Here is a 14,347-nt window from a genome sequence, read left to right on the forward strand (position 1 = left end):
CGTCTCGCCCGAAAACCGCATTATTTTAGTCGATTTTTAATCTTTTTTCGCCGCGCCTCTGGACAAGGCGAATCACCTTTGATTCTTTACAGACGATTCGGAAGTGCGGCGTTGCCGGATCGTCAAGCAGATTGAAAATCGGGGAGTGCCATTTATGGCGAAGGCGGACGCGTGGGGCGCGCCCGGTGGGACGGCTTTTGAGCGACGCGAGGCGCGAAGCGACGGTCTCGCCGGCAATACGCGGCTCATCGCCGAACCTGCCTACCGACGGCTGCTGGCAGCCGAGCCGCTGTTGCGGCGATCGATACCGGCCCTCATCATCATCTTTCTGTTGATCATTGCAGTATTGCGCTTTCTGTCGCTGATGAACGAGCGCGACGAGATCGAGCGCGACGCCAAGGCGATCCTTGCGCTGGCCGCGGGCCAACTGGCCAGTTCGATCGCTGCCGACGCGACCATGGTTTCGACGCCCGGCGCGATCCAGGACCTGCTGGAGGGAACCGGCCGTCAGGGCGCGATGGGCCGAAGCCACGTACTGGCGATCACCGACAGCGCCTTCAAGATCATTGCCGTATCGCCGCAGTCGACGCACTGGGAGGGGCGATCGCTCGATGGCGTCGTGCAGGGCGGGCAGCCGCTGTTCATGTTCGGCGACCGCGCCGGGGTGATGGAGGTCAGCATCGGCGGACAGGACTGGTACGCGGCGGTGAGCCTGGCGAATGGCCGAAGGGGTGCCGCGGCAGCCTTTGTGCCGCAGGAGGCAGTTTTTGACACCTGGCGCAAGACGGTCTCGCTCAACGTCACGCTGTTTGTGCTGACGGCCGGCGTGCTGATCATCATCCTCTACGCCTATTTCGGCCAGGCGGCGCGCGCCCAGGCCGCCGACCGCATCTATCTCGAAGCCCACCAGCGCATCGACATGGCGCTGGTGCGCGGCCGCTGCGGCCTGTGGGACTGGGACATGGTGCGCGGCAAGATGTACTGGTCGCGCTCGATGTACGACATGCTGGGCTACGAGCCTTGCGACACGATGCTGTCGTTCGGCGAAGTCGACGAAATCATCCATCCCGAGGACGGCGATTTGTTTGAACTCGCCAACAGGATCGTCGGGCGCGAGATCGACCACATCGACCAGGTGTTCCGGATGCGTCATGCCGACGGGCAATGGGTCTGGATGCGGGCAAGAGCACAGGTTATCGACCCGGAAGCCCCGGAGATCCAGCTGATCGGCATCGCCGTCGACGTCACCGAGCAGCGGCACCTGGCGCTGCGCTCCGAAGCCGCGGACCTGCGCCTGAGGACAGCCATCGAAAACATCAACGAATCCTTCGTGCTGTGGGATTCGTCCGAGCGCCTGATCATGTGCAATTCCAAATACCAGCAGGATAACGGCCTGTCGGATCGCGACGTGATGCCGGGCGCCCCGCGCGCCGTGCTGGATGAACGCATGTTGGCGTTCGCCTCGGAGCGGCGGCTTGCCAATACCAACGGACCGCAGGGGGGCGTGACCTTCGAGCGCCAGCTTGCCGACGGCCGCTGGCTTCAGGTGAACGAATTGCGGACAAGGGACGGCGGCACCGTCTCGGTCGGCTCCGACATCACCCAGATCAAGCTGCACCAGGAGAAGCTGGTCGACAGCGAGCGCCGTTTGATGGCAACGATCCACGACCTCAGCCTTGCCCGTCGGGCGGAAGAAGAACGGGCCCGCGAACTCGTCGAGCTCAATCGCAAATACATGAAGGAAACCGAGCGGGCGGAAGCGGCGAACCGGGCCAAATCTGAATTCCTGGCCAATATGTCGCACGAGTTGCGCACGCCGCTCAACGCGATCATCGGCTTTTCGGAACTGATGGAACGGGGCCTGTTCGGGCCGCTGGGTTCGCCCCGCTACGAAGAGTATGCCACCGACATCAACGGCAGCGGCAAATATCTTCTCGGCGTCATCAACGATATCCTCGACATGTCGAAGATCGAGGCCGGCCAGTTCGCGCTGGATCAGGAACAAATCGATCTCTGCCCGCTGATCAGGGAAACGGTTCGCGTCGTTTCGCTGCAGGCGGCGGAAAAATCGATCACCGTCGAAACCCGCATCGCCGATTCGCTGACGCTGTTCGCCGACCGCAGGGCGATCAAGCAGATCCTCATCAATTTGTTATCGAATGCCGTGAAGTTCACCGGGCAAGGCGGCCACATCTCGGTCAGGGCCCGCAGCATTTCCAGCGCGCTGATCCTGACGATCGAGGACAATGGCTGCGGCATCCCGAAGGCGGCGCTGAGCAAGCTCGGGCGGCCGTTCGAACAGGTGCAAAACCAGTTCTCCAAGAGCCATGCCGGCTCCGGCCTCGGCCTCGCCATCTCGCGCTCGCTGGCCGAGCTTCAGGGTGGCGCGTTGAAGATCCGCTCGACCGAAAGCGTCGGCACGATCGTCTCGGTACGCATCCCGATCAAGAAAGCCACGCAGGCGGTCAAGGCCGCTGCCTGAAACGACAAAATAAGTCTCCGGCGGCTCGCGCCGCCGGAGAGGTTATTAATTCTCACTGCATGCCGTCATTGCCGTCGCCGCCCCATTGGTGGTGACGGCCGGGACCCTTCGGCAGTTCGTTCTTCTCGATCTTGCCGTCATTGTCGCGGTCGAGCATGGCGAACACCTTCTTCTGGCGGCTGGTGATGTCGTCGGCGGTCAGCGTGCCGTCGCCCTTGGTGTCGTAGCGGGCGATGATGCGCCTGGCCATCTGCTCGAAGCGTGCCTTCTCCAGCGCGTCGGCGAGCTGTGCCACGGTCAGCTTGCCGCCATTGTCGGCGACCATCTTCTTCAGCCGCGCGTTCATGGCGTCGGAGAACTGGTCGAAGGTGATGGTGCCGTCATTGTCCTTCATGACCTTACCGAGGCGCATCATCATGCCCTCGCGCGGCCCGGCGCCGGAGTGCTCGTCTGCATAGGCAGCGGTGCCGACGGCGCCGGCCAGGGCTGCGAAAACGAGTGCAAGTCTGGTCGTCTTTCTCATGGTCTTCTCCTGTTGCATCGTCACCCCCGATGCTAGAGCGGCAGATCTTCAATCCCCGCTCTATCTCCTTGTTTGAGCATCGGAAGCTCCCAAAGCAGGTCGCCACTTTTGGCTCCGATGCTCTCGCCCGTTCGGCCGATTGCCGTCACGGTTATTTCGCACGAAGCAAAAGGTCAAAATCCTTTCTGACCTTCTGCGACGTCTCCTTGAGGTGCGCTTCAAGCACACCGAAATCCGGCAGGTCGGTGACCGCCAGAAGCAGATCCGAAAGCCCTGGCGGAACGTCGTCGCGTTCGAACGCGCCGGTAAGGCAAAGCCGTATTATCTGGGTCAGCGCCAGATAGAGCGAATAGGCATCCACCAGTTCCTGCCTGACCTGGGCGCTGGCGAAATCCGGCGCCAGGCGCGACAGGATGTCAGCCGTGCCGGTGGCCCTGCGGCCTGCCTCGATCTTTCCGGTAATCACCGCAACCTGGGCGATGAATTCGAGATCGATGAGGCCGCCCGGGATCAGCTTGATGTCCCAGGTATCGCGCGGCGGCTTCTCCTTGTCGACCATGGCGCGCATCTCGGATGCCTCGGCCATCACCTTGACTGGATCACGCGGCAGAGCGAGCACTGCGGCAACTTCCCCTTCGACCTCGCGGCAGAGCTCGGCATCGCCGCCGATCGCGCGGGCTCGCGCCAGCGCCATGTGCTCCCATGTCCAGGCGTCCTGGCGCTGATACTTCTTGAAGGCGTCGACATGGGTGGCCACCGGCCCCTTGTTGCCGGACGGCCGCAGGCGAAGGTCGAGCTCATAGAGCACGCCCTCGGCCGTCGGCGCGGAAACGGCGGCGATCAGCCGCTGCGTCAGTCGGCTGTAGTAATGCGACGGGGCAAGCGGCTTGTCGCCGTCGGACTCCTCGGCATCGGCGTCGTGATCGTAGAGCAGGATGAGGTCGACGTCGGAACCTGCCGTCAGTTCGCGGCTGCCGAGCTTCCCCATGCCGAGCAGTGCGACCCTGCCGCCGGCAATACGGCCATGACGCAGCACAAATTCCGCCGTCACCGTCTGCAATGCCGCCTCGATGGTCAGATCGGCGAGGTCGGAAAAAGCGCGGCCGGCGCGCGGTTGATCGATCGACCCGGCAAGCAGTCTGACGCCGATCAGGAACTTTTGCTCCGAAGCAAAGATGCGCAGTCGGTCGAGCACGTCCTCATAGGCCCCGTCGCCTTCGAGGAAGGCGGCAAGACGCGCCGACAGATAGGCGCGGTTGGGCAGTTCACTCAGCAGCGCCGGATCGAGCAGGCCGTCGAAGACATGTGGCCGGCGCGTGATGATGGCGGCCAGCCGCGGTGCCGCGCCCATGATCGTCGCCATCAGCTTCAGCAAAGCCGGGTTCGAATGCAGCAGCGAAAACAGCTGGATGCCGGCAGGCAGGCCGGCAAGGAATTCGTCGAAGCGGATCACTGCCTCGTCCGCCCGCCGCGTCTGGCCGAAGGCTTGCAGCAGCGCCGGCGTCAGTTCGGTCAGCCGCTCGCGCGCTTCCGCCGACCGGGTGACGCGATACCGGCCGAAGTGCCAGCCGCGGATAACCCGGCAGATGTCGCTCGGCCGCTGGAAGCCGAGCCGCTTCAGGGTCTGCAAGGTGTCGGGATCGTCGACGTCGCCGGTAAAGACCAGATTGCCGATGCCTGCCGAAAGCTCCGGCGCGGTTTCAAACAGCGCTGCATAGTGGCGCTCGACCTGGTGCAGCGCCGCGCGAAACGCTTCGGCAAAGCCTGCCGCATCGGCAAAGCCCAGCATGCGGGCGACGCGCTCCAGCCCCTCTTCGTCCTCCGGCAGGATGTGCGTCTGCTGGTCGGCAACCATCTGGATGGCGTGCTCGACGCCGCGCAGGAACCAGTATTGCCTGGTGAGGGCATCGCGCGCATCGGCAGTGATCCAGCCACGCGCGGAGAGTTCGCCAAGCATCGGCACGGTCTCGCGGCCGCGCAGTTCGGGAAAGCGACCGCCGGCGATGAGTTGCTGGGTCTGGACGAAGAACTCGATCTCGCGGATGCCGCCGCGGCCGAGCTTGACGTTGTGACCTTTGACCGCGACCTCGCCATGGCCCTTGTGGGCGTGGATCTGGCGCTTTATCGAATGGACGTCGGCGATCGCCGCATAGTCCATGTATTTGCGCCAGATATAGGGCTGCAGTTCCTTCAGGAACGCAGCGCCGGCGGCAAGATCGCCAGCCACCGGGCGCGCCTTGATCATGGCGGCGCGCTCCCAGTTCTGGCCGCGCGCCTCATAGTAGCGCAGCGCCGCCTCGACCGGGATCGCCAGCGGCGTCGAGCCGGGGTCGGGACGAAGCCTGAGATCGGTGCGGAAGACGTAACCGTGCTCGGTGCGGTCCTGGAGAATGCGGACCAGCCGGCGGGTCAGGCGCGAAAACAGCTCGGTGGCATCGAGCGAATCGACGACGGCAGGCGCATCAGGGTCGAAGAAGACGACGAGGTCGATGTCGGAGGAGAAGTTCAGCTCATGCGCACCGAGCTTGCCCATGCCAAGCAAGATCCAGCCCGAGCGTTGCGCCGGATTTTTCGGATCCGGCAAACTGAGCTTGCCTTGCTCATGCGCGTCGCGGAGCAGGAAATCGACGGCTGCACGCGTGCAGGCGTCGGCAAGGTCGCTCAGTCGCCGCACCGTCAGCGAAGTCTCGGCCTCGCCGGCGAGATCGGCCAAGGCGATCAGGAAATGCGCCTCCGCCTTGCATCGGCGCAGCTCCATCATCAGGCTGCCTTCGGAGACGGCCTCTGCGCGCGCTGCCTTGTCGACCGCGGCGCCGATTGATGACAGCCGCGCCTCGATGGTCTCGTCAAAAAGCGCATCGAGGATTAGCGGCCGGCGGCGAGCGGTATCGCGCAGGAACGGCGACAGGTCGAACACGGCGGCGAGGAAATCCTGGATGACCCCCTTGCCGGCGAGAAATTTCGCCAGTCGCGGCAGTTCTTCCTGCCGCGCGGCGTCGGCGATCTCCGCCAATTCCTGCCTGGCGCGGCTTGCATCCAGCGGAACGAGCTTTACCGCCGGCTTCAAAAGCCAGTCCGTCTCGCGGCGTCGCGCTGCCATCCTCGCCACCATCAGCGATCTTCCCGCCCGGGAAAACTCATGACGACGGACAATCCGGGATTGCCGCGCAGAAGCGCAAGCCGTCCATTGTGGAACGTCATGATCGCCTTGGCGAGGCTCAAGCCAAGGCCGGAACCCGGCTGCGAGCGGCTCTTTTCCAGCCGCACGAAACGCTCGGTCACCCTGGCGCGGTCGACATCGTCGGGAATGCCCTGGCCGTTGTCGGAAACAGCAAGCCTGATCTCGCCATCGATACGCTCCAGCGTCACGCGAACCGTAGGCCTGGAGGTCGAGTCGGTCGAATATTTGATCGCGTTGTCGACGATATTGGACAGCGCCTGGCCGATCAGCTCGCGATTGCCGTTGACGGCGAAGGCACCCTGTACCGAGGTTTCGAGCGTCACACCCGCCTCTTCCGCCACAGGCTCGTAGAGTTCGACGACGTCGTGCACGGCAGCGGCCAGGTCGACCCTGGTGGTGCTTTCGGAGGAATAGCCGGCCTCCAGCCGTGAGATCATCAGGATGGCGTTGAAGGTCTTTATCAGCTGATCGGATTCGGCGATCGTTCCTTCCAGCGCCTGTCGGTAGTCGCTGGTGTTGTGCTTGCCGGAAAGCGTCGCTTCGGCGCGATTGCGCAGCCTGGTCAGCGGCGTTTTCAGGTCGTGGGCGATGTTGTCGGAGACCTGCTTCAGTCCCTCGTTCAGCGTGGCGATCCTGGCCAGCATGGAATTGAGGTTTTCCGACAGCCGGTCGAACTCGTCGCCGGCGCCGGTGACCGGCAGCCGGCCGGAAAGATCGCCGCCCATGATGCGGCGGCTCGCCTCCGACACACTGTCGATGCGCTTCAGCGCAGCGCGCCCGACGAAGAACCAGATCAGCAGCCCGCCGACGCCCATCATGCCGAGCGCCAGCATCAAGGCGCGGCGAATGACGGCGCGGAAGCGCTCCGGCTCGCCGAGGTCGCGGCCAACCAGCATGATCATCTGGTTGGGCAGGCGCAGCACCAGGGCGATGGCGTTGTGGCCTTTCTGGCCTTCGGCCTGGACCTCGTTCTGCGCGGGCTCGTTCGGGTCGGAGACCGGGTTGCGCTGCCGCTCGAGCTCGCCCTCGCCGAAGCGGCGGTAGGAGAACGGTTCGGTGGTCCAGCCCTCGGCCTCAATCACGCCCGGCTCCAGGCTCTGCACGTTGCCGGTCAGGATCTGGCCGTTGGCATCGGCGATCAGATAGAGATTGGCGCCGGGCTGGCGGGAGCGCTGCTCGACGACGCGGACCAGCACCGGCAGGCCGCCGCGCTGATAGGCGCGGGCAAGGCCGAGTACCTCGTCGTTGATCGTCTCCTGCGTCTGGGCAGTCAGCATGCGCGCCGAGAGCGAGGTCATGTACAAGACCAGCAGCACAGCGCACAGCGCAAAAAGCAGAAGATAAAGCGCTGAAAGCCGCGCTGCCGTCGTCCTCATGATGGCCGGCACGGAAAGAGCCATAGGGTTCTAGCCGCTTTTCAGCATATAGCCGGCGCCGCGAACCGTGTGCAGGATCGGCTTGTCGAAGCCCTTCTCGATCTTGCCGCGCAGCCGCGAGATATGAACGTCGATGACGTTGGTCTGCGGATCGAAATGGTAGTCCCAGACGTTCTCGAGCAGCATGGTGCGCGTCACTACCTGGCCGGCATGGCGCATCAAATATTCGAGCAGGCGGAACTCGCGCGGCTGTAGCGTAAGCTCGCGCCCGGCGCGCCGCACCGAATGCGACAGCCGGTCGAGTTCGAGATCACCGACCCGGTAGACGGTTTCTGCCTCCCTTGCGCTGGCGCGGCGGTTCAGCACCTCGACGCGGGCGAGCAGTTCGGAAAAGGCGTAGGGCTTGGTCAGATAGTCGTCTCCGCCGGCCCGCAGACCGGTGACCCGGTCGTCGACTTCGCCGAGCGCCGACAGGATCAGCACGGGCGTCGTATTGCCTCTGGACCTGAGCCCGGCAATGACGGACAGGCCGTCGCGGCGGGGCATCATGCGGTCGACGACCATGACGTCATAGTCGCCGGAATCAGCGAGTGCGAAGCCGGTTTCGCCGTCGCCGGCGACATGGGCGGTATGGCCGGCCTCGGCGAACGCCTTCTGCAGGTAGTCGGCCGCCTCGCGATCGTCTTCTATGACGAGAATCTTCATAGAACCGTTATACGCGATTTCACTGGAAGATTGAGTGGCCGGCATATGCATCGTGGCCGTCTCCATGGCGTATCGCGAACAAAGTGATTCAGGGATACGCGGTAAGTCTTTGTTTTAGCATGTCGTAGCCTAAAACCGCTTCACGCTTTGAGCGGCATGTTCGAGCGGCAGCGGGCGATGGGAAGCCCGCTGCCGCTGGGGCGGAACACGATGACTGACTAACGTATTCAGGCCCCCGTGCTTTCCCGTGCGGCGGCTCGGGGGTGTGAAAACCGCCGCACCGGAAAAGTCGAACCGGTCGTCAGCCCTTGGCGACAGGCAGCGCGACGAAGCGGTTGCTGTCGTCGCGGGTGATCTGCATCAGCACCGCCTTGCGTCCGGACTTCACCGCGTCGGCCATCGCCTTGTCGACGTCGCCGGTGCCGGTCACCTCCGTCGAATTGACGGAGGTGATGACGTCGCCGGGCTGGATGCCGCGATCGGCGGCATCGCTGTCGGGGTCGACATCGGTAACCACAAGACCCTTGCCGTTGTCGGACTTGGTGACGGTCAGGCCGAGATCGGCCAGCGTATCGGTCTTCGGCGCGGGTGCAGGCTGCTGGTCGGCCGAGGCCTGCTTGTCGCTGGACGGCAGCTTGCCGAGATCGACCTTGACCGCCTCGCTCTTGCCGTTGCGCCACACCGTGACATCGACCGATTTGCCGGGCGGGTAAGCGCCGATCAGACGGGCGAGTTCCTTCGGCGAAGCAACGTCCTTGCCGTCCACCTGAGTGATCACGTCACCTGCGGTGATGCCGGCCTTCTTGCCGGGACTGTTGTCCTGCGCGCTGGCAACGAGCGCGCCCTTGCCGGACCCAAGGCCAAGCGACTCGGCGATTTCGGGCGTGACCGGCTGGATTTCGACGCCGAGCCAGCCGCGCTGGACTGTGCCGTTTTTCATCAGATCCTGCACGACCTGCTTGGCGGTCGAAGCGGGAATGTCGAAGGCAATGCCGACGCTACCGCCCGACGGCGAGAAGATCGCGGTGTTGATGCCGACGACCTGGCCGTTGAGGTTGAAGGTCGGGCCGCCCGAATTGCCGCGGTTCACCGAGGCGTCGATCTGGATGAAGTCGTCATAGGGGCCGGCGCCGATATCGCGGCCGCGGGCCGAAACGATGCCTGCGGTAACCGTGCCGCCGAGGCCGAACGGATTGCCGACAGCCACCACCCAGTCGCCGACGCGAACCTTGGAATCATCGGCGAAGTCGACATAGGTGAACTTGTTGCCGTCATCGACCTTGAGCACGGCAAGGTCGGTGCGCGGATCGGTGCCGATCAGCTTGGCGTCAAGCTCCTTGCCGTCATTGGTCACCACGGTGAAGGCGGTGCCTTCCTCGACGACATGGTTGTTGGTGACGAGATAGCCGTCATCGGAGATGAAGAAGCCCGACCCTTGCGCCACCGGCCGCGGCTGGTCGTTGTTGCGGTCACGGTGTCCAAAACGGCGCATTCCGTTCGGACCCTGGTCGCCGCCTTGGTCGCCAAAGCCGCGGAATTCGCGGAAGAACCGGCGCAGCTGCGGATTGTCGGGAAGATTGCCTAGGCCGTCCTCGTCGTCCATCTGGCCGGAACCGTCATCGGCCGTCGACTGGATCTTGGCCTTGACGCGCACGCTGACGACCGCCGGCGAAACGCGCTCGACCACATCGGCGAAGCTCGGGACCTGCGGTGCCTCGACACGCACGGCATCGGCCAGAACCGGGGCTGTCCCGGTGGCAACAGCACCAAAGCCGATCGCGCCGGCAATGGCTAGGGATGCGGCTGCGGCCAGCAGGCGTTTGCGGGTGCGAAGATATGAATTGGGGGCAACATTCATGGTTCTCGTATCCTCTTTTCAAGGGACGCCCCTTGATTGGCATCCTCGACAAAGGAAATAGAGAGCCGCACATTACGGCGCCATTTCCGGTACATGAAACTTTCGTAATGTTAGGATCAATCGCGGCGGAGTATCGCGTCCAACGCCGCCTTCTCGTCCGAGGTCAGGGCAGCGGTCGCTGTCGAGCGGCGCGAGCGAGCGGCCAGCAGGATGAACGTCCCGCCAACGAGCAGCAGAAGAACTGGCGTGCCCCAGAGCAAGGCATTGCGCAGATTGAAGCGCGGCTTCAGCAGCACAAATTCGCCGTAGCGCGAAACGACATAGTCCATCACCTGCTGATCGGTATCGCCGGCGACCAGGCGCTGGCGCACAAGGATGCGCAGGTCACGGGCAAGGTCGGCATCGGACTCGTCGATCGACTGATTCTGGCAGACCATGCAGCGCAAGCCTTCCGACAAAGCGCGCGCCCTCGCCTCGAGCGCCGGGTCGGCGAGCACCTCGTCGGGCTTGACCGCCTGCGCGGCGCCGGCGAACAACAGCGCCAGCAAGAGGACCAGCGAGGCCAGCGTGACCCTTTGGCTCATGGCGGGCTCGCCGATGGCACGGCGCCCGCCGGCTTGCGGGACGACGGCGCGCCGACACGCAGGCGGCGGTCGAGCAGCGACATCGCCGCACCCGCCATCATCACCAGGCCGCCACCCCAGATCAGCGTCACCAGCGGCTTCCACCACAGACGAACGACTACAGAGCCGTCGCTGGCCTCGTCGCCAAGCGAGAGATAGAGCTGGCTGAAGCCGATCGTGCTGATGCCGGATTCGGTCGTTGTCATCTGGCGCACCGGGTATGAGCGCTTGGCTGAGGTGATCTCGCCAGCGATGCTGCCGTCAGCGCCAAGCAGGGCGAAGCGGCCGCGATCCTCGCTGTAGTTAGGCCCCTGGGCCGGGTAGAGCCCCTCGAAGCGCAGGGTGTGGCCGGACAGTTCGACTGTATCGCCGGCATGCATCGACAGGATTTTTTCGGTGCCGAAGCAAAGCGTGCCGACAATGCCGAGCGTCGTCAGGCCGAGGCCGAGATGCGCAAGCGCTGTGCCGAAGACCGAGCGCGGCAGGCCGGCGAAGCGCCTGAGCACGGTGGCGGGCGCGACGGTGCCGAAGCCGGATTTGACGGCGAGATCGGTGAACGCGCCGCAGATCAGCCAGAAGGCAAGGCCGACACCGAGTGCCGCCAACACCGAAGCGCCATCGATGAACAGGGCGGTCACCAGCACGGCGAGCAGCGCCGCCGCGAAAGCCGCCATCAGGCGTTGGGCGACCGCGAAAATGTCGCCGCGCTTCCAGGCGAGCAGTGGCCCGAACGGCACGACGACCAGCAGCGGCACCATCAGCGGGCCGAATGTCAGGTTGAAGAACGGCGCGCCGACAGAAATCTTGTCGGCCGAAAGCGCTTCGACTACGAGCGGGTAGAGCGTGCCGACCAGCACGGTGGCGGTGGCGGTGGTCAGGAACAGATTGTTGAGGACCAGCGCGCCTTCGCGCGAGATCGGGTGAAACAGGCCGCCGGCCGTCAGCCGGGAGGCGCGCAAGGCAAACAGCGCCAGCGAGCCGCCAATGAACAGCGTCAGGATGCAGAGGATGAAAACGCCGCGCGTCGGATCGGTGGCGAAGGCGTGGATTGAGGTCAGCACGCCGGAGCGCACCAGGAAGGTGCCGAGCAGCGACAGCGAGAAGGTCAGGATCGCCAGCAGCAGCGTCCAGATCTTCAGCGCCGAGCGCTTTTCCATGACAATCGCCGAATGCAGCAGCGCCGTGCCCGCCAGCCACGGCATGAAGGACGCGTTCTCGACCGGATCCCAGAACCAGAAGCCGCCCCAGCCGAGCTCGTAGTAGGCCCAGTAGGAGCCCATGGCGATGCCGCCGGTGAGGAACATCCAGGCGACCAGCGTCCACGGCCGCACCCAGCGCGCCCACGATGCGTCGATGCGGCCCTCGATGAGGGCGGCGACCGAGAAGGAAAAGCATATCGAAAAGCCGACATAGCCGAGATAGAGCAGCGGCGGATGGATGGCGAGGCCGAGATCCTGCAGGATCGGATTGAGATCGCGGCCCTCGATGGGCGCCGGATTGAGCCTGACGAACGGGTTCGACGTCGTCAGGATGAACAGCAAGAAAGTAGCGCCGATCGCTCCCTGCACCGCAAGCACATTGGCCCGGAGCGTCGCCGGAAGATTGCCGCCGAAGACGGCGACAAGCGCGCCGAAGAAGGTCAGGATCAGCACCCAGAGCAGCATCGAACCTTCGTGATTGCCCCAAGTGCCGGTGATCTTGTAGATCAGCGGCTGCAGCGAATGCGAGTTCTCCCAGACGCTCTCCACCGAAAAGTCGGAGCCTGCATACGCGGTCGCCAGCGCCACGAAGGACAGCGCTGTCAAGGCAAAGCCGGTCAGCGCGGCGGGTGCGCCGACGGCCATCATCTTGTGGTTGCCGGTGCGCGCACCGAACAGCGGCACCACCGTCTGCACCAGGGCCAGCGCAAACGCCAGGACCAGGGCGAAATGTCCGGTTTCAACCATTGTCGCCGCGCTCGCCAGGTTTTGCCGCAGGTTCTTGCCGCAAAACCGTGGAACACTTTTGCGGAACCTCTCTAGTCACTCTTGCTCTCCTGCCAGACGCCCTTGGCCTTGAGGCCGTCGGCCACTTCCTTGGGCATATAGGTCTCATCATGCTTGGCGAGCACGCTGTCGGCGACAAAGATTCCGTCAGGGCCGAACGAGCCTTCGGTGATCACGCCCTGCCCTTCCCGGAAAAGGTCGGGAAGAATGCCGGTATAGGTAACCTTGACGTCCTTCTGGTTGTCGGTCACCGAAAAGGCGACGGTGGCGCCCTGGCTACGCTCTACTGTGCCTTTTTCGACGAGGCCGCCGAGCCTGATACGCTGGCCCGGCTGAAGGCTGGCGGTGGCCAGATCGGCCGGCATGTAGAAGTAGGAGGCCTTCTGGCCGAGCGCATAGAAGGTCAGCCCGGTGGCAACCCCGAGGAAGGCCAGCCCCGCAGCGATCACCGACAGTCGTTTCTGCTTGCGCGTCATCGTCTACTCCGTCGCCGTCACGCCGAGCGAGGCGGCAAAGGCGGTGAATTTCCTGGCCTGGTCGCTGTCCGCGCCAAAGACGGCGATACCGCGATTGAGTGCGTCACGCGCCTGATCTGTCTTGCCCAGCACGGCATAGGAACGAACGAGCTGCATCCACCCTTCCTCGTCGCGCGGATTTTGCCGAAGCTTTTCGTCGAGGCCGGCAACCATGGTGCTGATCATGGCTTGCCGGTCCTGCGGCGACATCGAGGAGGCAGCATCGATATCGTCGGCGCTCGGCCCTTTCGCGGGCGCCTCCGAAGCGACGTTGCGGGCGGCGGATTCAGCGAGCGCCTGCTCGACGGCACCGCGCCACGGCGAGCCCTGCGGCAAGGCGGCAAGCATCTTTTGCCAAGCCGCCGTCGCTTCAGCTGTGCGGCCTTCCTGCGCTAAGCCCATGGCGAGATAGAACGAGGCCTTCGGGTTTGCCGGATCGAGCTTCAGCGCCGCCTCGAAAGCAGCCTGGGCGTCGGCTGAAACGATGCCGCCGGCCGCATTGGCGATCGCCTCGCCGAGGCCGGCTTGACGGGCGGCACTGTCGCCGTCAAGGCGAATGGCATTGCGGTAGGCGGTTACCGCATCGGCGTATCGCTGCATGCGCAGATAGACCGGCGCCAGCACGTCCCAGCCGCGGCCATCGGACGGGTTGGCCGCAAGGTGCGCTTCGGCGCGTGCCACCAGCTCGTCCACCGAGCTGTCGGCGGGGTTCTTGGCCAGGCGTTCGCTGAGCGGCTGCGACGGCAGGTCGGGTGAGCCGAGCTGGCCGTAAAGGCCCCAGCTAACCAGCGGAACCACCAGCACGGCAGCGGTCGCCACCAGCCTTGTCGACCGCTGTGTCGCCGTCGTGCCGGCCGGGCCGGCATTGCTCAGGCGAAGGATGCGGCGGGCGATCTCGGCGCGCGCCTCTTCGGCCTCCATTGGCCGGATCAGGCCACGCGCCACGTCGCGGTCAAGCTCGGCCAATTGGTCGCGATAGACTTCAAGGTCGTGATCGCCGGCAGCGGACGTGTTCTTTGTTTCGCCCGCCAACGGCAGCAGCACCGCCAGGCTTGCGCCCAGCGTCAGGATTGCGGCTATGACCCAGAACAGCATGGCT

10 protein-coding genes are annotated in these 14,347 nt (G+C 64.5%); 1 reads left to right on the plus strand and 9 read right to left on the minus strand.

Translation table 11 applies throughout. From position 1 onward, the window contains the following. Positions 1–154: 154 nt before the first annotated feature. Positions 155–2,482: a PAS domain-containing sensor histidine kinase gene (locus NKI01_RS16270; protein ID WP_023718378.1), complete on the plus strand. Its 2,328-nt coding sequence runs from the start codon at positions 155–157 to the stop codon at positions 2,480–2,482. A 52-nt stretch (positions 2,483–2,534) separates the two neighbouring features. On the opposite strand, the gene NKI01_RS16275 is transcribed toward NKI01_RS16270, so the two are convergent. The 9 genes from NKI01_RS16275 to ccmI all read right to left on the minus strand — a co-directional run bounded on the left by NKI01_RS16275 (position 2,535) and on the right by ccmI (position 14,343). Then, on the minus strand, positions 2,535–3,005 hold the full coding sequence (locus tag NKI01_RS16275) for an EF-hand domain-containing protein (RefSeq protein ID WP_352481890.1): 471 nt from the start codon (positions 3,003–3,005) through the stop codon (positions 2,535–2,537). Positions 3,006–3,156: 151 nt separating this feature from the next. Next, positions 3,157–6,117, minus strand: a complete 2,961-nt coding sequence (locus NKI01_RS16280; RefSeq protein WP_352963889.1) for a bifunctional [glutamine synthetase] adenylyltransferase/[glutamine synthetase]-adenylyl-L-tyrosine phosphorylase — start codon at positions 6,115–6,117, stop codon at positions 3,157–3,159. After that, on the minus strand, positions 6,117–7,586 hold the full coding sequence (locus NKI01_RS16285; RefSeq protein ID WP_352963892.1) for a sensor histidine kinase: 1,470 nt from the start codon (positions 7,584–7,586) through the stop codon (positions 6,117–6,119). The genes NKI01_RS16280 and NKI01_RS16285 overlap by 1 nt, the downstream gene beginning before the upstream one ends. Positions 7,587–7,592: 6 nt before the next feature. After that, positions 7,593–8,267 carry a response regulator transcription factor gene (locus tag NKI01_RS16290; protein ID WP_352963894.1) on the minus strand — a complete coding sequence of 225 codons (675 nt, stop codon included), beginning with the start codon at positions 8,265–8,267 and terminating at the stop codon, positions 7,593–7,595. A 301-nt stretch (positions 8,268–8,568) separates the two neighbouring features. Then, positions 8,569–10,125, minus strand: a complete 1,557-nt coding sequence (locus tag NKI01_RS16295; protein WP_352856760.1) for a Do family serine endopeptidase — start codon at positions 10,123–10,125, stop codon at positions 8,569–8,571. A 116-nt stretch (positions 10,126–10,241) separates the two neighbouring features. Beyond that, on the minus strand, positions 10,242–10,709 hold the full coding sequence (locus NKI01_RS16300; RefSeq protein ID WP_023718384.1) for a cytochrome c-type biogenesis protein: 468 nt from the start codon (positions 10,707–10,709) through the stop codon (positions 10,242–10,244). After that, the gene (locus NKI01_RS16305) at positions 10,706–12,694 is read right to left on the minus strand and encodes a heme lyase CcmF/NrfE family subunit (RefSeq protein WP_352963897.1); all 1,989 of its coding nucleotides are present in this window, start codon (positions 12,692–12,694) and stop codon (positions 10,706–10,708) included. The genes NKI01_RS16300 and NKI01_RS16305 overlap by 4 nt, the downstream gene beginning before the upstream one ends. 71 nt (positions 12,695–12,765) lie before the next feature. Further along, a complete protein-coding gene (gene ccmE, locus NKI01_RS16310) occupies positions 12,766–13,209 on the minus strand; it encodes a cytochrome c maturation protein CcmE (RefSeq protein WP_023718386.1) in 444 nt (147 codons plus the stop codon). Between the two features lie 3 nt (positions 13,210–13,212). Beyond that, complete coding sequence (gene ccmI, locus NKI01_RS16315) at positions 13,213–14,343, minus strand: c-type cytochrome biogenesis protein CcmI (protein ID WP_023718387.1); 1,131 nt, start codon at positions 14,341–14,343, stop codon at positions 13,213–13,215. Positions 14,344–14,347: the final 4 nt, after the last annotated feature.

The organism is Mesorhizobium sp. M0815 (genome assembly GCF_040319995.1).
Taxonomy (GTDB): Bacteria; Pseudomonadota; Alphaproteobacteria; order Rhizobiales; family Rhizobiaceae; genus Mesorhizobium.